Raw genomic sequence first — 17,167 nt, 5'->3', positions numbered from 1 at the left:
TTGCGCGGGCGGCCAAGTCCTGCTTTGCTGGCGCGATGACGGACTTTTCCAGCCTGCTCGCCGCCGATCGCGGCCAGCCCGCCCGCACGATCCACGTCGTCCATCCCGATCGTTTCGCGGACTGGCTCGCGCGCCAACCCGAACGCACGCGCACCGCCGTTGCGGCGAACAAGGTCGTCGGCAAGCCGGGCAATCGCGCGATCCTGCCGGGCGACGCGGCGGACGACTGGGCGATGCTGCTCGTCTGCAACGAGGATGCGTCGTCGCCGTGGCGGATCGCGTCGCTCGGCGACGGGCTGCCGGCGGGCACGTACCGGCTGGCGGATGGCGAGCCGGGCGCGGCGATGCTCGGCTGGTGCCTCGCGCAACACCGCTTCACGCGCTACCGCAAGGGCGAGCCGCAGGGGCCGCGCGTGCTGCTGACGGGCGAGCCGGCGCGGATCGACGAGACCGTCCGGCTCGCGAACGCGACCGCGCAGGTGCGCGACCTCGTCGATACCGGCGCGTCGGACCTGGGGCCGGCCGAGCTTGAGGCGATCGTCGAGGCGCTGGGCAAAACGCACGACGCGCGCGTTACCGTGACGCGCGGCGACGCGCTCGCCGAAGGCTATCCGATGATCTACGCAGTCGGCCAAGCGGCGGCGAAGGATCGCGCGCCGCGGCTGATCGAACTCGAATGGGGCGATCCGGCGCATCCACGCGTGGCGTTGGTTGGCAAGGGCGTATGCTTCGATTCGGGCGGGCTCGACATCAAGCCGTCGGCGGGGATGCGGCTGATGAAAAAGGACATGGGCGGCGCGGCGCACATGATCGCCCTCGCCGGGCTGGTGATGGCGGCGGGGCTCAAGCTGCGGCTCCACCTGCTGATCCCCGCGGTCGAGAATGCGATCGCCGGCAACGCCTTCCGCCCCGGCGACGTGCTGAACACGCGCGCCGGGCTGACGGTGGAGAATACCAACACCGACGCGGAAGGTCGGCTGATTCTTGGTGACGCGCTGACCAAGGCGGCGGAAGGAAAGCCCGAACTGATCGTCGATTTCGCGACGCTGACGGGGGCGGCACGTGTCGCGCTCGGCCCCGATCTGCCGCCACTGTTCGCGAACGACGATGCGCTCGCCGCGGACTTTCTCGCCGCCGGGCTTGAGGCGCACGATCCGCTATGGCGTCTGCCGCTGTGGGACGGATACGACGACATGCTGAAATCGGACATCGCCGACATGGTCAACGCCCCCGACGGCGGCTTCGCGGGCGCGGTGACAGCGGCGCTGTTCTTGCGCCGCTTTGTGCCAAAGCATATCGCCTGGGCACACGTCGACACGTTCGCGTGGCGCCCGGCCGCCAAGCCCGGCCGGCCGAAGGGCGGCGAGGCGCTCGGTCTTCGCGCCGCCTGGGGGCTGCTGCGCCGACGCTACGGCTGAGGGGGGCGACGCGTCTGGTAATCGGCAGGGGCCAAGGCTCCCGCCGAAGAATGTCACTCTCGGTGATCGCCCGCACCAGCCACTGCAGGCGCGCCGGGCATAGCGGCTACTTGCGCGCCTTGCGCGCCGCGTAGCGCGCATCGCGCGCCGCCTTCATTTCCTCGGGCGTCGATGGCTTCAGCCGCTTCGCCTTGAGCGCCGCTGCCGCTTCGGCCTCGGCCTTTGCTGCCGCCTTGGCAGCCGCCTTCTCGGCACGCTCGGCCTTCTGCCCCGCGATCGCCTCCGCGCGCGCGGCACGCTGCTCGGCCTCGGCCTTCTCGCGCGCTTCCTGCTTCAGTCGCCGCTGCTCCAGCACCGCCTCGTCGACCGGCGGCTTCGTCTTCAGCTTCTCCAGGGCCTTTTGCCTGGCATTCGCAGCAGCGTCAGCACGGTCTTGAAAGGTCGGGTTTTTGAATGCAGCCACGAATGATCCTAGTTTGCGTCAATTGGTCGAGGGCGATCTATGCTGCGCGTGCGTCGGTTGCAACCTCGCCCGCGGCAGCGGTCCGTCGCAAGTGATTACTCCAGATCATTCTCACTGACGATGATCGGGTTCGCGTCCGAGTTGCGCGACAGCGCGGACAGCGCGGCTTCGGACACTGCGTCGATGAAGCGGTTGAACATATCGACCGCGTCGCCGTCGGGGCGATCGCCGCTCAATGCCTCCAGCAGATCGTACTGCACGACGAAATCATAGTCGTCGCCGTCGACGTCGGCGGTAAACTCGACCTGCTCGGCATCGATATTGTCGAGGATGGTGTTGTCGTCGATCTCGATCTGGCTGGCAGCCATGCGAAGCGTTCCTTTCGTTCGTTTGTCGCCGCTAGAAGCCGCACGACACGCTGCGGTTCCCACGATCCGGCGATCGCGCGCCTTTCAATCCGGAAGGCGCGCCGCGAGATCGCCGATCGCCTCACCCACGAAGCGGTCGAGCGCGATCTCGCCGTTCAGCGCAACGGGGCGTTCGAGCGCGAGCACCGCGTCGTGCTTCATCGTCGCATCGAGCTGCTGCCACGCTCGCACCGCTGCCTCGAGGTTCGTCACCTCGGGCACGTGCTCGCCGCCGCGCGTCACGTCCTCGAGCGATGCGCTCATCTTCCAGTCGATCGAGGGAACGTTCGCCTCGCCCCACACCGCTTCTGCCATGGTTAGTCATCCTTGCTATCGTCGCCGGTCAACCGCCCTCCCCCCGGTCTTGGTTCCCGCGCCTCGCGTACCGGCCTTGGCCGCCCGGCGGGCAATCGCTAAATCGGTGCGATGCCCGCACCGCCCGTATCTGGCCCGATCCGAGTCACCGCTTTGTACCAGTTCGCCACCTTCGACGATCCTGCCGCTTTCCGCGCGCCGTTGGAGCAGACCTGTCGCGCGGCGGGTGTCCGGGGCACGCTGCTGCTCGCGCGCGAGGGGGTGAACGGGACGATCGCGGGGCCGCCGGCGGGGATCGATGCGGTATTGGCGCAGCTGCGCGCCTTGCCGGGCTGCGCCGACATGCCGGTGAAGGACGCCTTTATCGATGCGATGCCGTTCCATCGCCTCAAGGTGCGGCTGAAGCAGGAGATCGTGTCGATGGGCGAACCCGACATCGATCCCGCGCGACACGCCGGCACCTATGTTCCGCCGGCTGAGTGGAACGCGCTGATCGCGCGGCCGGACACAATCGTGATCGACACGCGCAACAATTACGAGGTGGCGATCGGTACCTTTCCCGGCGCGGTCGATCCCGGCACGCGCAGCTTTCGCGACTTTCCGGCCTGGTTCCGCGCCAATCGCGACGCGCTGCTGGCGGACGGCGTTACCAAGGTGGCGATGTTCTGCACCGGCGGCATCCGCTGCGAGAAGTCCACCGCCTTCCTCAAGCGCGAGGGGGTCGACGACGTCTTCCACCTCGAAGGCGGCATTCTCAACTACTTGGAGACGGTGCCGGCCGCCGAAAGCCGCTGGGAGGGCGAATGCTTCGTCTTCGACGAGCGCGTGGCGGTCGGGCACGATTTGGCGCCCGGCACACACACGCTGTGCCGCGCCTGCCGCATGCCGGTCAGCCCTGCGGATCGCGCCTCGCCACTGTTCGAGGAGGGGATCAGCTGCCCACGCTGCCACGATGCGCGCGATCAAACGCAGCGGCAGGGCTACGCCGAGCGGCATCGCCAGGTGCGCCTCGCCGAGGCACGCGGGCAGCGCCACGTCGGCGAGCGGCAGGTAGTCGAGCCGCGTGACACCGAGACGCAGGATGGGTGAGCGCGGCCGCTACGCCGCCTTGCGCGCCCATTCCTTGTTGATCGCCAAAGCGCCCAGCGTGCACACCGCGCCCGACAGCAGATAGACGCCGACCGACCACAGGCCGAAGCGGCTGGCGACGAACAGTGCGACGAGCGGCGCGAAGCCGGCGCCGAGCAACCACGCCGAATTGGCGACGATCGCGGCGCCGGTGTAGCGCGTCTCCGCCGGGAAGGCGCTGTTCACCACCCCCGACGACTGGCCGAAGGCGAGGCCGAGCAGGACGAAGCCGCCGAGCATGTAGATCGCCTCGCCCAGCCCACCCGAATCGAGGAGCCGCGGCGCGAAGCCGCTGTAGACCGCGATCATCACCGCCGACACGCCGAGCACCGCGCGCCGCCCGACGCGATCAGCAATCAGCCCCGACGCAAGGATCGACAGGATGCCGATCACCGCGCCCGCCGCCTCGATCCCGAGGAAACGGACCGGATCTTCCTTCGCGAAAAGCGTCACCCAGGACAGCGGGAAGACGGTGACGAGGTGGAACAGCGCGAAGCTGGCGAGCGGGGCGAGCGCGCCGAGCAGGATCGTGCGCCATTCGCGAAACAGCGTCGCGAACGCGGGCGACGGCTGCAACTCGCGGCTCTCGAACAGCCGGGTGAACTCGGGCGTGGCGACGAGCCGCAGCCGCGCAAACAGCGCGACGACGTTGATCGCGAGGACGACGAAGAACGGGTAACGCCAGCCCCAGCTGAGGAAATCCTGCGGTGACAGGATCGTCAGGAAATAGGCGAACAACGCGACCGCCAGCAGCAGCCCGAGCGGCGCGCCGAGCTGCGGGATCATTGCGTACCAGCCGCGCTTCTCCTCCGGCGCATTGAGCGACAGGAGCGACGGCAGCCCGTCCCACGCGCCGCCGAGCGCCATGCCCTGGCCGAAGCGGAACAGCCCGAGGAGGATCGCCGACAGCGTGCCGACCTGCGCGTAACTGGGCAGCAGCGCGATCGCCATCGTCGATCCGCCGAGCAGGAACAGCGCCAGCACCAGCTTGGTCCCGCGCCCGTGAACGCGATCGATCCACATGAATAGCAAGGTGCCGAACGGGCGGCCGATAAAGGCCAGCGCGAAGACGGCGAAGGCGTAGAGCGTGCCCGTCAGCGCATCGACGTAGGGGAAGATGAGCTTGGGGAAGACCAGCACCGAGGCGAGCGCGTAGACGAAGAAATCGAAGAATTCCGACGTCCGCCCGATGATCACGCCGATCGCGATCTCGCCGGGAGCGATCTTCTTCTCGCGCGCGTTGACGAGCCGCGCGTCGCGTTCGGCCGCATGGGAGCCAGGTGCCAGTGTCGAAGCGGTCATGCTATCAAGCTCCTACGGCACCACCCGCCGCCACAATTTCGCGGCCCGATAACGGACCTTTCGTCATGCCCTTTTGCCGATCCTACACCGGCGACGGGATTGGACAAATTGTCCAATGGGGCGCCAACGGATCAGCGTCTAAGAGGCTCCCATGCGCGACCATCCGCCCCTGATGCGCCGAGAACAGCGCCCGCTTCTGCGCCGCATCCGCCTGCCCCTGCTGCTGCCGCTGCTGGCGCTCGCCACCGCGTGCTCGGGCGCGGTGCTCGATCCGGCGGGCGACGTCGCGCTGCAGCAACGCAACCTCATCTACATCTCGACCGCGCTGATGCTGCTTATCATCGTGCCGGTGCTGATCCTGACGGTCGTCTTCGCGTGGCGCTATCGCCAGGGAAACAAGGACGCGACCTACGATCCGCACTTCGACCATTCGACGACGCTCGAACTCGTCATCTGGTCGGCGCCGCTGCTGATCATCATCGCGCTCGGTGCGCTCACCTGGTCGAGCACCCACCTGCTCGATCCGTTCCGTCCGCTCAACCGCCTGTCCGCCACCAAGGCCGCCGTGCCCAACGACAAGCCGCTGCGCGTGCAAGTGGTGTCGCTCGATTGGAAATGGCTGTTCATCTACCCCGAACTCGGCATCGCGACGGTCAACGAACTTGCGCTGCCCATCGACCGGCAGGTCCGCTTCGACATGACGTCGAGCAACATGATGAACACCTTCTACGCGCCGACGATGGCAGGGATGGTCTATACCATGCCCGGCATGCGCAGCACGCTGCACGCGGTGCTCAACAAGCCCGGCACGTACGAGGGCATGTCCGCCAATTACAGCGGCGCGGGCTTCTCCTACATGCGCTTCGCGCTGCGCGGGCTCGACCAGGCGGGCTTCGACCGCTGGGTGGCCGACGTGCGCGGACGCGGCCGGGCGCTTAGCACCGCCAACTACCTGAAGCTCGAGCGGCCGAGCGAGCGCGTGCCCGCGATGCACTTCGCGCAGGTGCAGCCCGATCTGTTCCGCCGCATTTTCGAGCGCTGCGTCGCACCCGGCACGCCGTGCATGAGCGAGACGATGGCACGCGACCGCGCGGCGGGCGGCGGCAACCCGCATGCGATGCAGATGGGCGAAGGCATGCCCGCAGGTCGCGGCTCGATGCCGCGCAGCAAGCCAAAGGGCGCGCTGATGAAGGACGCCGACGAGATCGAGACCGTTCCCAACGTCAGCAAGCCGCGCCAGCCGGGCGCGCCCGGCGCCACCGATCCTGCCTCCAGTCGTAACCGCGACATGACCAACCTTCTCCTGCCGACCGCGCCGGGCACCCCCGCCGCGGCGCGCGGCTGAGCCGCCGGAGCCTCCATGTTCAACGAGACCATCCTGAAGACGATCTTCGGTCGGCTCAGCCTCGAATCCTTCCCGATTCACGAGCCGATTCTGCTCGTCACCTTCGCCGGCGTCGTGCTGATCGGGTCGGGCATCCTTTTCGCGGTGACCAAATATCGCCTGTGGGGCTGGCTGTGGACCGAATGGTTCACCAGCGTCGATCACAAGAAGATCGGCATCATGTACATGATCCTTGGCATCATCATGCTGCTGCGCGGCTTTGCCGACGCGATCATGATGCGCACGCAGCAGGCGATCAGCTTCGGCGCGAGCGAGGGCTATCTTAACGCGCATCATTATGATCAGGTGTTCACCGCGCACGGCACGATCATGATCTTTTTCGTCGCGATCCCCCTGATCGTCGGCATCATCAACTACGTCATGCCGCTGCAGATCGGCGCGCGCGACGTCGCCTTCCCGTTCCTCAACAACCTCAGCTTCTGGCTAACAGTGGCGGGCGCGCTGCTTGTCATGGTGTCGCTGTTCGTCGGCGAGTTCAGCCGCGCGGGCTGGCTAAACTACGTGCCGGTATCGAATCTGGCGAACAGCCCGGATACCGGTCCGGACTATTATCTTTGGGCGCTTCAGATCGCAGGGATCGGCACGACGCTGTCGGGCATCAACATGGTCGTCACGATCATCAAGATGCGCGCGCCGGGTATGACGATGATGAAGATGCCGGTATTCGTGTGGACTGCGCTGTGCAGCAACGTCCTCGTCATCGCGATCTTCCCGATCCTTACCGCCGCCTTCGCGATGCTGATGCTCGACCGTTACGTCGGCACCAATTTCTTCACCAACGATCTCGGCGGCAACCCGATGATGTACTGGAACCTGGTGTGGATCTGGGGCCATCCGGAGGTGTACGTCCTGATCCTGCCGGTGTTCGGCATGTACTCCGAGATCACCTCGACCTTCACCGGCAAGCGGCTGTTCGGCTATACCTCGATGGTCTACGCCACCGTCGTCATCACGATCCTGTCGTTCCTGGTGTGGCTGCATCACTTCTTCACCATGGGTTCTGGTGCCAGCGTCAACAGCTTCTTCGGCATCGCGACGATGGTGATTTCGATCCCGACGGGGGCGAAGATCTTCAACTGGCTGTTCACCATGTATCGTGGGCAGATCCGCTTCGAACTGCCGATGCGCTGGGTCGTCGCCTTCCTGCTCACCTTCACCGTGGGTGGCATGACGGGCGTGCTGCTGGCGGTGCCGCCGGCGGACTTCGTGCTGCACAACTCGCTGTTCCTCGTCGCGCATTTCCACAACGTGATCATCGGCGGCGTCGTGTTCGGCCTGTTCGCGGCGATCGATTACTGGTTCCCCAAGGCGTTCGGCTTCAAGCTCGATCCGTTCTGGGGTAAGGTCCACTTCTGGGGCTGGGTGATCGGTTACTGGGTCGCCTGGACGCCGATGTACGTCGCCGGGCTGATGGGCGTCACGCGCCGTGTGCGCCACCTCGACGACGCGACGCTTCAGCCGCTGTTCGTCATCGCCGCAATCGGCGCCGCGATCATCGCAGTCGGCATCGCCGGCTTCCTGATCCAGCTCTACGTCAGCATCCGCGATCGCGAGCGGCTGCGCGACACGACCGGCGATCCGTGGAACGGCCGCACGCTCGAATGGGCGACGAGCTCGCCGCCGCCTGCGTACAATTTCGCCTTCACCCCCGTCGTCCACGAACTCGACGCGTGGCACGACATGAAGGACCGCGGCAGCAAGGTCCCCGACAGCGGCTATCAGCCGATCCACATGCCACGCAACACGGGCGTCGGTGTGATCCTGTCGGCACTCGCGCTCGCACTCGGCTTCGGCATGGTTTGGTATATGTGGTGGCTCGCCGCGCTCAGTTTCGCCGGCATGGTGGTGGTGACGATCGCACACACCTTCGACTATGACCGCGACTATCATATCCCGGCAGCGGAGGTCGAAAAGACCGAGCGTGCCGCAGCCGCGCTGGCGGGAGCGTGATCGCATGACGACGCAGACGATGACCGCCGACGGCGAGCCGCCGATCTTCTACCAGACCGAGACGGAGGAGAACGATCACAGCTCCGGCGGGACGACGCTCGGCTTCTGGATCTACCTGATGAGCGACGCGCTGATCTTCGCGACGCTCTTCGCCACCTACGGCGTGCTCAGCACCAGCTACGCCGAGGGCCCCGCACCGCGGCAGATCTTCGAACTGCCGCTCGTCGCGCTCAACACCGCGATGCTGCTGATCTCCTCGATCACCTGCGGCATGGCGATGATCGCGATGGAGGAAGGCCGCGCGCGCGCGACGCAGGCGTGGCTCGCGGTGACGGCGCTGTTCGGCGCGATCTTCGTCGGGATCGAGCTCTATGAATTCGGCACGCTGATCGCCGAGGGCGCCGGCCCGACGCGCAGCGCCTTCCTGTCGGCGTTCTTCACGCTGGTCGGCACGCACGGTCTGCACGTGACATGCGGGCTGATCTGGATCGCGGTGATGATCGTCCAGGTCGGCCAGCGTGGGCTGATCGACGCCAACCGCCGCCGGCTGATGTGCCTCAGCATGTTCTGGCACCTGCTCGACGTCGTCTGGATCGGCGTCTTCACCTTCGTCTACCTGCTCGGAGTTGTACGATGAGCGCGCCGCACCACAGCGATCACGCCGAAGCGGCACATGGGCACCATGACGGTACCCCGCCCGTCGATGGCGGGCACGGCCACGGCTCGCGCCGCGGCTACGTCATCGGCTTCCTGCTGTCGGCGCTGCTCACCGCGATCCCGTTCGGGCTGGTGATGACGGGCGCGATCGCTAGCGCCCCGGCGACGGCGGCAATCGTCGTCGCGCTCGCCTTCGTCCAGATCGTCGTCCACACCTTCTTCTTCCTCCACGTTAATCCCAAGGCGGAGGGCGGCTGGACGCTGATGGCGCTGATCTTCACCATCGTGATCGTCACCATCGTGATCTCGGGTTCGCTGTGGATCATGTACCATCTCAACGGCAACATGATGCCGATGGGCGACGGCAGCGACATGGTGGGGATGTAGGTGCGGCGCGGCGCCTTCGCGGCGCTGTGCCTGGCGCTCACAGCGGGCTTCGTGGCGCTGGGCATCTGGCAGGTCGAGCGGCGCGTGTGGAAGCTCGACCTCATCGCCAAGGTGAACGCGCGAATTAATGCCGCCCCCGCCGAACTGCCCACCGATTGGACGGCCGATCACGAATATCGCCGCGTGCGTGTGCGCGGCACTTTTCTCGGCGCGCGTGAAACACTGGTTCAGGCGGTGACGACGCGCGGGCCCGGCTGGTGGGTGCTGACGCCGCTGGTAACGACGCAGCCGCCACGCGGGATCGTGCTGGTCAATCGCGGCTTCGTGCCCGCCACGCGGCGCGATCCTGCGACGCGCCAGTCGCTTGGGGGCACGGTCACCGTCACCGGGCTGATCCGAGCCTCCGAGCCCGGCGGCGCGTTCCTTCGGAGCAACGATCCCGCTGCCGGCCGCTGGTATTCGCGCGACGTCGCGGCGATCGCGCATGTACGAAAGCTGGGTAAGGTCGCGCCGGTATTCATCGATGCCGATGCGACGCCCAACCCGGGCGGCTATCCGATCGGCGGGCTGACGGTGATCGCCTTTCGTAACACCCACCTCCTCTATGCGCTCACCTGGTTCGCGCTCGCCGCTCTGTCGCTCGTCGGCATGGCGCTCGTGATCCGCGGCAAGGACGCGCGCTGATGGAAACGCCGCTTCTCGCGCTGACCCGCAGTCCGCCGGCAGGACCGCTCGCCGATACGGCGGCGGCGGAAAACATGCGGCAACTCATCCAGCTGCGCTGGATCGCGGTAGCAGGACAACTGTTCACGATCCTGGCGGTTGATCTCGTGCTAGGCGTGCCGCTCGCGCTCGTCCCGATGCTCGGCGTCGTCGCGCTGCTCGCGTTCGCCAACCTCGTCAGCGCGGCGCTGCTCGCGCGTCATCGCGTGACCAACATCGAATTGCTGCTGGCGCTGTTCTTCGACGTCGGCTCGCTCACCGCGCAGCTGTGGCTCAGCGGCGGCGCGAGCAACCCGTTCATCTCGCTGTACTTGCTCCAGGTGGTGCTCGGCGCAATCCTGCTCGAAAGCTGGTCGGTGTGGGTGCTCGTGGTGGTCACCGCGCTCTGCTACGCCGCACTCGGGCTGTGGGGCCGCGCGCTGCGCTATCCCGCCGATCTCGTGCCGCTGGTCGGCGATCTCAACGCGCTCGGCGCGTGGATCAGCTTCGGCCTGACGAGCGTGCTGCTGGCGATGTTCGTGACGCGCATCAGCCGCAACCTGCGCGCGCGCGATGCCTATGTCGCCGCGCTGCGGCAGCGCGCGGCGGAGGAGGACGGGATCGTGCGCATGGGATTGTTCGCGAGCGGCGCGGCGCACGAACTCGGCACCCCCCTCGCCTCGCTGGCGGTGATCCTCAGCGATTGGCGGCGCCTGCCGCGCATCGCCGCCGACCCCGAACTGGCGGGCGAGGTGGACGAGATGCAGGCCGAGGTGCAGCGCTGCAAGGCGATCGTCACCGACGTGCTCCATTCCGCCGGCGAGCCGCGCGGCGAGGCGATGGAAAGCGTCGTGGCGCGCGATTTCCTCATCGACGCCGCGGAGGAATGGCGCGCGACGCAGCCGTCGATCCCCTGCGCGGTGACGCTCGACACGTCCGACGATGCCGCGGTCGTCGCTGGACCGGCATTGCGCCAAGCGATCTGGAACCTGCTGGACAATGCGGCGGAGGCCTCCCCTCGCGGTATCGCGATCGGCGCGACGTGCGACGTGGAGGAACTGACGATCGCCGTCACCGATCGCGGCGCGGGCTTTGCGTCGGAGCAGCTCGCCGGTGTCGGCAAGCTCTATCAGTCGAGCAAGGGTGCCGGGCACGGCGTCGGCCTGTTCCTCGCCAGCAATGTCGCGCGCCGGCTCGGCGGGCGGCTGGAGGCGCACAATCGCGCGGGCGGCGGCGCGGAGGTGCGTCTCGTCCTGCCGCTCGCGATCCGACGAAGGGGTGATCGATGACCGACGACGCGCCACGCCTGCTGATCGTCGAGGACGACGCGACCTTTGCGCGTACGCTGCAACGCTCGTTCGAGCGGCGCGGGTATCGTGTGTGGGTGGCGCATTCGCCCGACGCGGTCGATGCGGTGATCGACGAGGCGGAGCCCGAGTTCGCGGTGGTCGATCTGAAGCTCGGCAACGGATCGGGGCTCGGCTGCGTCGCGCGGCTGCACGCCTTCGATCCCGCGATGCTGATCGTCGTGCTGACTGGCTTCGCAAGCATCGCCACCGCGGTGGAGGCGATCAAGCTCGGCGCATGCCACTATCTCGCCAAGCCGTCGAACACCGACGATATCGAGGCCGCGTTCAGCAAGGCCGCCGGCAATGCGAGCGTCCCCGTCGCCGGGCGGACGACGTCGATCAAGACGCTCGAATGGGAACGGATCAACGAGACGCTGGCGGAAACCGGCTTCAATATCTCCGAAACGGCGCGCCGGCTGGGCATGCATCGCCGCACCCTCGCACGCAAATTGGAGAAGAAGCCGCTGACCTAAGACTGGTCGACCCATCGCATCGTTAACCCGCAGCTAAGGCGCGCGTGAAAGAATGCGGTCATGTCGACCGTTACCGAAAACGAGCGTCTAGCCGCGTTGCGCGCGATCGAAGTGCTCGATACGCCGCCTGAATCCGAGTTCGACACGATCGTCAACGGCGCACGCTATCTGTTCGGATGCCGTATGGCGACGGTGACGATGATCGACGCCAACCGGCAGTGGTTCAAGGCGCGTTACGGTGTTTCGGCATGCGAGACGGCGCGCGATATCTCGTTCTGCAACTATGCCGTCGCGAACGATGATACGCTGATCATCGCCGATACCGCGGCCGACGTCCGGTTCGCCGATAACCCGTTGGTCGTCGGTCCGCCGTTCATCCGCTTCTACGCCGGCGTGCCGTTGCGCGTCCGCCGTCCGGACGGCGCGGGCAGCGCGACGATCGGTACGCTGTGCGTGATGGATGATCGTCCGCACACGGCGACCCCCGCGCAGATCGAGATGCTGACGGGCATGGCGCATGTGATCGAGGCGCTGCTGGAGGCGCGCCGCGCGACGAAGGAGAGCATGCGCCTCGCCCTCGCGCGGCAGGAGGCCCTGATCGAGGTGCAGCGCGCACAGCGCTTGCTGCAGCATGCCGAGCGGATGGCGCGGATCGGTTCCTGGCGGCTCGATCTCGCGACTCAGCAGACCTATTGGTCGGCGCAGACGTTCGCCATCCACGGTATCGAATCACGGGGTGATACCGCGTTGGAGGACGCGCTGGAATATTATCCGCAGCCCGATCGGGACAGGCTGCGCTCCGTTCTCGACCAATGTATCGCGGACGGCCGGGCATGGGATCTCGAGCTCGATTTCATCGACGCGGGTGGCCAACAGCGCCGCGTGCGCGCGCTTGGAGAACCCGAACTGCGTGACGGCCAGCCCGTCGCGCTGCTCGGCGTGATCCAGGACATCACGGAGCGCTATCACTTCGAACGCCGCCTGCGCGAAGTGGCGCTGACCGACGAGCTGACCGGCCTCGCCAGTCGCCGCGCCTTCAACGAACGGCTCGACGCCGCGCTGGCGAACCGCGGTGACGAACCGTTGGCGGTGGCAATCCTCGATCTCGATCGGTTCAAGGAAGTCAACGATCGGCTCGGCCACGCGGCAGGCGACGACGTGCTGCGGGTGATGGCATCGCGGCTGCGGGAGGCGACCTATCTCGGCGATCACCTCGCGGCGCGGTTGGGCGGCGACGAATTCGTCGTCCTGCTGCACGGCGAACATGCGGCCGCGCGGCTCGTTGCCTCGATCGAGCGGTTGCTTGCCGACCTGCGCCATACGGTGCCTGCCAACGGCGGCAATATCCCCGTGTCATCGACGATCGGCGCATGCGTCGCCGATACCGCGCATGCCGATCGCTCGACGCTGCTGCGCGCCGCCGACGATGCGCTCTACGTCGCCAAGCGATCGCGCCGCGGCACCGGCGCGATCGCCGGTCTCGCCCGCACGCTCATGCCGCAATACGCCGCCGATTAGGTAAGCCGTCGCGCCTGACCATAGCGCGGTCGTAACGAACAGAGCACCAACCGGCGCGCCGTTCGTTGGAACGGTTATGCCAGAGCTGACCGCCCCCGATCCCTACATTCTGCTGCTAACCGGTACCGGATTCCTGATTGCCTTGGTGGCGTGGCTACCGCTTGCGCTGCGGAAACTGCCGCTGTCGCTGCCGATCATCTGCATCGGCATCGGCGCCGCGCTGTTCCTGCTGCCCGTCATCACCTGGACGCCCTCGCCGATGCGCTATGCGGCATTCACCGAGCGCTTCACCGAATTCGTCGTCATCATTGCGCTGATGGGGGCGGGGCTGAAGCTCGATCGGGCGTTCAGCTGGCGCCGGTGGCGCGTCACATGGCGGCTGCTCGCGATCACCATGCCGCTCGGTATCGCCGCGATCACGCTGATCGGCGGCGGTCTGCTTGGGCTGAGCTGGGCGGCTGCGTTGCTACTGGGCGCGGCGCTCGCACCGACCGATCCCGTGCTCGCCGCCGACGTGCAGGTGGGGCCGCCCAAGTCGGGTGACGAGGACGAAGTGCGCTTTGCGGTGACGTCGGAAGCGGGGCTCAACGACGGGCTTGCCTTTCCGTTCGTCCATCTCGCGATCGCGCTCGCGCTGACCGCGTCTTCCGGCGAGCCGTGGTTCGCGCAGTGGCTCGGCTACAATGTGCTGTGGGAGATCGGCGCCGGTTTGGTCGGCGGCTGGCTGATCGGCAAGGCGTTCGGCTGGCTGACGTTCCATGTCCCCGCCGAGACGAAACTCGCGCAGACCGGCGACGGGCTGATCGCGATCGCGGCGACCTTCGTGTCATACGGACTGACCGAGATCGTTCACTGTTACGGGTTTCTTGCGGTGTTCGTCACCGCACTGACGCTGCGCCGCTCGCATCGCGATCATGATTTCAATCGCGAGATGCACGACATCACCGAACAGGTCGAACGGATCGCGATGATGGTGCTGCTTATCCTGTTCGGCGGGGCACTGATCGGCGGCCTGCTCGCGCCGCTACGCTGGACCGACGTCGCCGCGGCGGCGGCGCTGATCCTGGTCGTGCGGCCGGTGACGGGGCTGGTCGCGCTTGCGGGGATCGAGGCCGACCGACTCGAGAAGCTGACGATCGCCTTCTTCGGCATCCGCGGCGTCGGCTCCTTCTACTACCTCGCCTATGCGCTCAACCACGTCGACCTGCCCCAGGCCGATCGCCTGTGGGCGATCGTCGGGCTGACGGCGCTGTTCTCGATCCTGCTCCACGGCCTGACCGTCACCCCCGTCATGCGTCTGCTCGACCGGTCGCAGGGGCGCGATCCCGACGCTGCCGAGGCCGCGCCGCCCGGTCTGAAGGGACCGGCCGCCACCTGACGGGATGGCCGGCGCCGGTCAGCCCCGCGCCGGCAGCGCGATCAGGCGGGTGGCCAGCGCGCCGCCGCCGAGCACGATCGCATCCTCGATCGCGCCCGTCGCCGTCTGCCCGAAGCGCCGCATCGCGCGGACGCGCAGCGACCAGCCGACGTACGACGAAGCGACCGCCGCCGCGACCGCCAGCGCGGCGCCGGCGGCGCGGCGGCCACTCGGCGCCAGCGAGGCGCCGGCGAAAGCGGCGGTCGCACTGCGCGCGGCCAGCCCGACAAGCACGATCCGGTCGGGCGCGGACGGCATCTTGTCGCCCGCCATCTCCGCGCCCGCCAGCGCCACCGCCCCGCTTGCCAGCAGCGGATTTTTGAGCAGCTGCGCCGGCGAGCCGGGATCGAGCTTGCCGTCACGGGCAGCACCGGCGAGCACCGATAGCGGCGTCATCGCGCGCTGCCCCGCGACGAGGCCGATCAGAAGCGAACGAAGCATGTGGGTCTCCAGCAAGGAAGGGAATGACGAGGCCGACAACCAGTCGCGCGCTTGCTTGTTCATTCGCATGCCGAAGGAACAAGCGCAGAACGCTGCCGTTCTGCTGGGATCGAACCGGCATCCGCCGAAAGCATCAGCGAGAACCTTATGAAATTCCTGGTCGCCGAGAGCGAGCCGCCGGAGGCGCGCGACAAGCGCCGGGAGAGCGTCGGCCGTAGCTCGGGCGAAACGTTTGTCGACCTGCTCGAGGCGTTGGCGCCGGGCAGCCGGATCGAGCGGGTAAAGCCCGCCGATGCCGACACGCCGTCAATAGGCAGCGATACGGTCGCGGGCTATGACGCGGTGTTTCTCACCGGCTCCCCGCTCCACGCTTATGAGGACACACCCGAGGTCCGCCGGCAAATTGCCTTCATGCGCGCGGTTTTCGCCTCGGGCACACCATCTTTCGGCTCGTGCGCCGGGCTTCAGATGGCAACGGTGGCCGCGGGCGGCTCAGTACGATCGATGGGCGCGCGGCGTGAGGCGGGATTCGCGCGCCGTATCGTACCGACGGCGGCAGGCCGCGATCATCCGCTGCTCGCCGGGCGGCCCGCCGCGTTCGACGCGCCGGCGATCCACACCGACGAAGTCGAGACGCTGCCCGATGGCGCGACGCTTCTAGCCACCAATCGCGTCACGCACGTCCAGGCGGCGGAGATACGCTGCGGCGACGGCGTTTTCTGGGGTGTGCAATATCATCCTGAACTCACGCTCGGCGAGGTCGCCGCCGCGCTGCGGCGCCAGGCCGACGATCTGATCGAACAAGGGTTGGCGCGCGACGAGGCAGCGATCGAGGCGATCGCGCGGCCGATCGATGCGCTGGACGCGGATACGACGCGCGACGATCTGGCGTGGCAGCTGGGGCTTGACGAACAGGTGATCGACGCACGGCTGCGGCATACCGAGCTGCGCAATTTCATCGACCATCTCGTCCGACCGACACGCCGCGCACGCGGCCGCGACGAGCATCAGCGCGTGGGCTGAGTCGCGAACCAGATGACGTGCGTCGGCCCCTTGCCGTTCTCGCGCGCGCGCACTTTCACCTCGTCGACCGCAAAGCCCGCCTCGCGCAGCCGACGCGCGAACGCCGGATCGGGGCCGGCGGACCACACCGCCAGCACCCCGCCGGGGCGGAGCGCGGCGCGCGCCCGCGCCAGGCCGCGCGCGGTGTAAAGGCTGTCGTTCGCCTGCCGCGTCAGCCCGTCGGGCCCGTTGTCGACGTCGAGCAGGATCGCATCATACGTTCCCTCGGCCATCACCGTGCCGACATCGGCGATGCGCAGCGTGACGCGCGGATCGTCGAGACATCCGTCGGTCAGCGTCGCCAGCAGCCCGCGCGCCCAGTCGATGATTCCGGGCACCAGTTCGGCAACGGTGATCCGCGCACCGGCATCGACCAGCCCGAGCACGGCGCGCAGCGTGAACCCCATGCCATAGCCGCCGATCAGCACCGCGGGCGCCGCACGCCCCGCCAGTCGCGCCAGCGTCATCGTGCCGAGCGCCACTTCCGAACCGCTCATCCGGCTGCTCATCAGCTCGTTGCGGTCGAGCATGATGATGAAGTCGCCGCCGTGGCGCACCAATCGCAACGGTGGCCCGCCCGGCACCTCGGCGACGCCGATCACCTCGCGCAAGATCATATGCGGCCGCCGCGGCGCATTGGGTCTAACAGGGGCATTACGCGTCTCCGTCGCGCCGGTCGGGCGCGGCGCGCTCGCTATGGCGCGGCGCCGGGAAAGGCAAATTCGTAGTGTCAGTCCTCTGCGACGCCACAGCGCCTGTCACGGATCGGCATC

18 protein-coding genes are annotated in these 17,167 nt (G+C 67.5%); 12 read left to right on the top strand and 6 right to left on the bottom strand.

Features of this window, described 5'->3' with window-relative positions; all coding sequences use genetic code 11:
• Window positions 1-35: 35 nt before the first annotated feature.
• Window positions 36-1,418, top strand: a complete 1,383-nt coding sequence (locus tag F1C10_RS01105) for a M17 family metallopeptidase (protein ID WP_185208057.1) — start codon at window positions 36-38, stop codon at window positions 1,416-1,418.
• A 106-nt stretch (window positions 1,419-1,524) separates the two neighbouring features.
• On the opposite strand, the gene F1C10_RS01100 is transcribed toward F1C10_RS01105, so the two are convergent.
• The 3 genes from F1C10_RS01100 to F1C10_RS01090 all read right to left on the bottom strand — a co-directional run bounded on the left by F1C10_RS01100 (window position 1,525) and on the right by F1C10_RS01090 (window position 2,603).
• A complete protein-coding gene (locus F1C10_RS01100) occupies window positions 1,525-1,881 on the bottom strand; it encodes a DUF6481 family protein (protein WP_185208055.1) in 357 nt (118 codons plus the stop codon).
• A 95-nt stretch (window positions 1,882-1,976) separates the two neighbouring features.
• Window positions 1,977-2,249 carry a DUF1488 family protein gene (locus tag F1C10_RS01095; RefSeq protein ID WP_185208053.1) on the bottom strand — a complete coding sequence of 91 codons (273 nt, stop codon included), beginning with the start codon at window positions 2,247-2,249 and terminating at the stop codon, window positions 1,977-1,979.
• Between the two features lie 84 nt (window positions 2,250-2,333).
• Window positions 2,334-2,603, bottom strand: a complete 270-nt coding sequence (locus F1C10_RS01090; RefSeq protein ID WP_185208051.1) for a hypothetical protein — start codon at window positions 2,601-2,603, stop codon at window positions 2,334-2,336.
• 111 nt (window positions 2,604-2,714) lie between these two features.
• Here F1C10_RS01090 and F1C10_RS01085 point away from each other — a divergent pair, with 111 nt between their 5' ends.
• Complete coding sequence (locus tag F1C10_RS01085; protein ID WP_185208049.1) at window positions 2,715-3,692, top strand: rhodanese-related sulfurtransferase; 978 nt, start codon at window positions 2,715-2,717, stop codon at window positions 3,690-3,692.
• A 9-nt stretch (window positions 3,693-3,701) separates the two neighbouring features.
• Here F1C10_RS01085 and F1C10_RS01080 read toward each other — a convergent pair whose 3' ends face one another.
• The gene (locus tag F1C10_RS01080; protein ID WP_185208048.1) at window positions 3,702-5,033 is read right to left on the bottom strand and encodes an MFS transporter; all 1,332 of its coding nucleotides are present in this window, start codon (window positions 5,031-5,033) and stop codon (window positions 3,702-3,704) included.
• A 172-nt stretch (window positions 5,034-5,205) separates the two neighbouring features.
• Between F1C10_RS01080 and cyoA the strand changes: the two genes are divergently transcribed.
• From cyoA to F1C10_RS01035, 9 genes are all read left to right on the top strand, one after another.
• Complete coding sequence (cyoA, locus tag F1C10_RS01075; RefSeq protein ID WP_185208046.1) at window positions 5,206-6,378, top strand: ubiquinol oxidase subunit II; 1,173 nt, start codon at window positions 5,206-5,208, stop codon at window positions 6,376-6,378.
• A 15-nt stretch (window positions 6,379-6,393) separates the two neighbouring features.
• Window positions 6,394-8,388 carry a cytochrome o ubiquinol oxidase subunit I gene (gene cyoB / locus F1C10_RS01070; RefSeq protein ID WP_185208044.1) on the top strand — a complete coding sequence of 665 codons (1,995 nt, stop codon included), beginning with the start codon at window positions 6,394-6,396 and terminating at the stop codon, window positions 8,386-8,388.
• 4 nt (window positions 8,389-8,392) lie between these two features.
• Entirely contained in the window at window positions 8,393-9,025 is a 633-nt protein-coding gene (gene cyoC, locus F1C10_RS01065; protein WP_185208042.1) for a cytochrome o ubiquinol oxidase subunit III, read from the top strand.
• A complete protein-coding gene (gene cyoD / locus F1C10_RS01060) occupies window positions 9,022-9,432 on the top strand; it encodes a cytochrome o ubiquinol oxidase subunit IV (RefSeq protein WP_185208040.1) in 411 nt (136 codons plus the stop codon). Before cyoC ends, cyoD begins: the two co-directional genes overlap by 4 nt.
• On the top strand, window positions 9,433-10,116 hold the full coding sequence (locus tag F1C10_RS01055) for an SURF1 family protein (protein ID WP_185208038.1): 684 nt from the start codon (window positions 9,433-9,435) through the stop codon (window positions 10,114-10,116).
• Entirely contained in the window at window positions 10,116-11,423 is a 1,308-nt protein-coding gene (locus F1C10_RS01050) for an ATP-binding protein (RefSeq protein ID WP_185208037.1), read from the top strand. Before F1C10_RS01055 ends, F1C10_RS01050 begins: the two co-directional genes overlap by 1 nt.
• The gene (locus tag F1C10_RS01045; RefSeq protein WP_185208035.1) at window positions 11,420-11,956 is read left to right on the top strand and encodes a response regulator transcription factor; all 537 of its coding nucleotides are present in this window, start codon (window positions 11,420-11,422) and stop codon (window positions 11,954-11,956) included. Before F1C10_RS01050 ends, F1C10_RS01045 begins: the two co-directional genes overlap by 4 nt.
• 60 nt (window positions 11,957-12,016) lie before the next feature.
• Complete coding sequence (locus F1C10_RS01040) at window positions 12,017-13,474, top strand: diguanylate cyclase domain-containing protein (protein WP_185208033.1); 1,458 nt, start codon at window positions 12,017-12,019, stop codon at window positions 13,472-13,474.
• Window positions 13,475-13,550: 76 nt separating this feature from the next.
• Window positions 13,551-14,852: a sodium:proton antiporter gene (locus tag F1C10_RS01035; RefSeq protein ID WP_185208024.1), complete on the top strand. Its 1,302-nt coding sequence runs from the start codon at window positions 13,551-13,553 to the stop codon at window positions 14,850-14,852.
• Window positions 14,853-14,870: 18 nt separating this feature from the next.
• Here the strand turns inward: F1C10_RS01035 and F1C10_RS01030 are convergent, their stop codons facing one another.
• Complete coding sequence (locus F1C10_RS01030) at window positions 14,871-15,332, bottom strand: DUF4126 family protein (protein ID WP_185208022.1); 462 nt, start codon at window positions 15,330-15,332, stop codon at window positions 14,871-14,873.
• A gap of 147 nt (window positions 15,333-15,479) precedes the next feature.
• Between F1C10_RS01030 and F1C10_RS01025 the strand changes: the two genes are divergently transcribed.
• Window positions 15,480-16,355, top strand: coding sequence for a type 1 glutamine amidotransferase (locus F1C10_RS01025; RefSeq protein ID WP_185208020.1), 876 nt, complete (start codon window positions 15,480-15,482; stop codon window positions 16,353-16,355).
• Here F1C10_RS01025 and F1C10_RS01020 read toward each other — a convergent pair.
• Window positions 16,340-17,011 (bottom strand): spermidine synthase, encoded by a 672-nt coding sequence (locus tag F1C10_RS01020; RefSeq protein ID WP_185208019.1) that lies wholly within the window; start codon window positions 17,009-17,011, stop codon window positions 16,340-16,342. The two genes, F1C10_RS01025 and F1C10_RS01020, sit on opposite strands and share 16 nt — an antisense overlap.
• Window positions 17,012-17,167 lie beyond the last annotated feature (156 nt).

Source organism: Sphingomonas sp. NBWT7, from assembly GCF_014217605.1.
Lineage (GTDB): Bacteria > Pseudomonadota > Alphaproteobacteria > Sphingomonadales > Sphingomonadaceae > Sphingomonas.
The sequence above is the reverse complement of the archived record's forward strand: the minus strand, read 5'-3'. Positions and strand labels throughout refer to the sequence as shown.

Coding starts and splice junctions, on each gene's coding strand:
- F1C10_RS01105 (WP_185208057.1), top strand. CDS start 36: ATGACGGACTTTTCCAGCCTGCTCGCCGCCGATCGCGGCCAGCCCGCC.
- F1C10_RS01095 (WP_185208053.1), bottom strand. CDS start 2,249: ATGGCTGCCAGCCAGATCGAGATCGACGACAACACCATCCTCGACAAT.
- F1C10_RS01090 (WP_185208051.1), bottom strand. CDS start 2,603: ATGGCAGAAGCGGTGTGGGGCGAGGCGAACGTTCCCTCGATCGACTGG.
- F1C10_RS01085 (WP_185208049.1), top strand. CDS start 2,715: ATGCCCGCACCGCCCGTATCTGGCCCGATCCGAGTCACCGCTTTGTAC.
- F1C10_RS01080 (WP_185208048.1), bottom strand. CDS start 5,033: ATGACCGCTTCGACACTGGCACCTGGCTCCCATGCGGCCGAACGCGAC.
- cyoA (WP_185208046.1), top strand. CDS start 5,206: ATGCGCCGAGAACAGCGCCCGCTTCTGCGCCGCATCCGCCTGCCCCTG.
- cyoB (WP_185208044.1), top strand. CDS start 6,394: ATGTTCAACGAGACCATCCTGAAGACGATCTTCGGTCGGCTCAGCCTC.
- cyoC (WP_185208042.1), top strand. CDS start 8,393: ATGACGACGCAGACGATGACCGCCGACGGCGAGCCGCCGATCTTCTAC.
- cyoD (WP_185208040.1), top strand. CDS start 9,022: ATGAGCGCGCCGCACCACAGCGATCACGCCGAAGCGGCACATGGGCAC.
- F1C10_RS01050 (WP_185208037.1), top strand. CDS start 10,116: ATGGAAACGCCGCTTCTCGCGCTGACCCGCAGTCCGCCGGCAGGACCG.
- F1C10_RS01045 (WP_185208035.1), top strand. CDS start 11,420: ATGACCGACGACGCGCCACGCCTGCTGATCGTCGAGGACGACGCGACC.
- F1C10_RS01040 (WP_185208033.1), top strand. CDS start 12,017: ATGTCGACCGTTACCGAAAACGAGCGTCTAGCCGCGTTGCGCGCGATC.
- F1C10_RS01035 (WP_185208024.1), top strand. CDS start 13,551: ATGCCAGAGCTGACCGCCCCCGATCCCTACATTCTGCTGCTAACCGGT.
- F1C10_RS01030 (WP_185208022.1), bottom strand. CDS start 15,332: ATGCTTCGTTCGCTTCTGATCGGCCTCGTCGCGGGGCAGCGCGCGATG.
- F1C10_RS01025 (WP_185208020.1), top strand. CDS start 15,480: ATGAAATTCCTGGTCGCCGAGAGCGAGCCGCCGGAGGCGCGCGACAAG.
- F1C10_RS01020 (WP_185208019.1), bottom strand. CDS start 17,011: ATGATCTTGCGCGAGGTGATCGGCGTCGCCGAGGTGCCGGGCGGGCCA.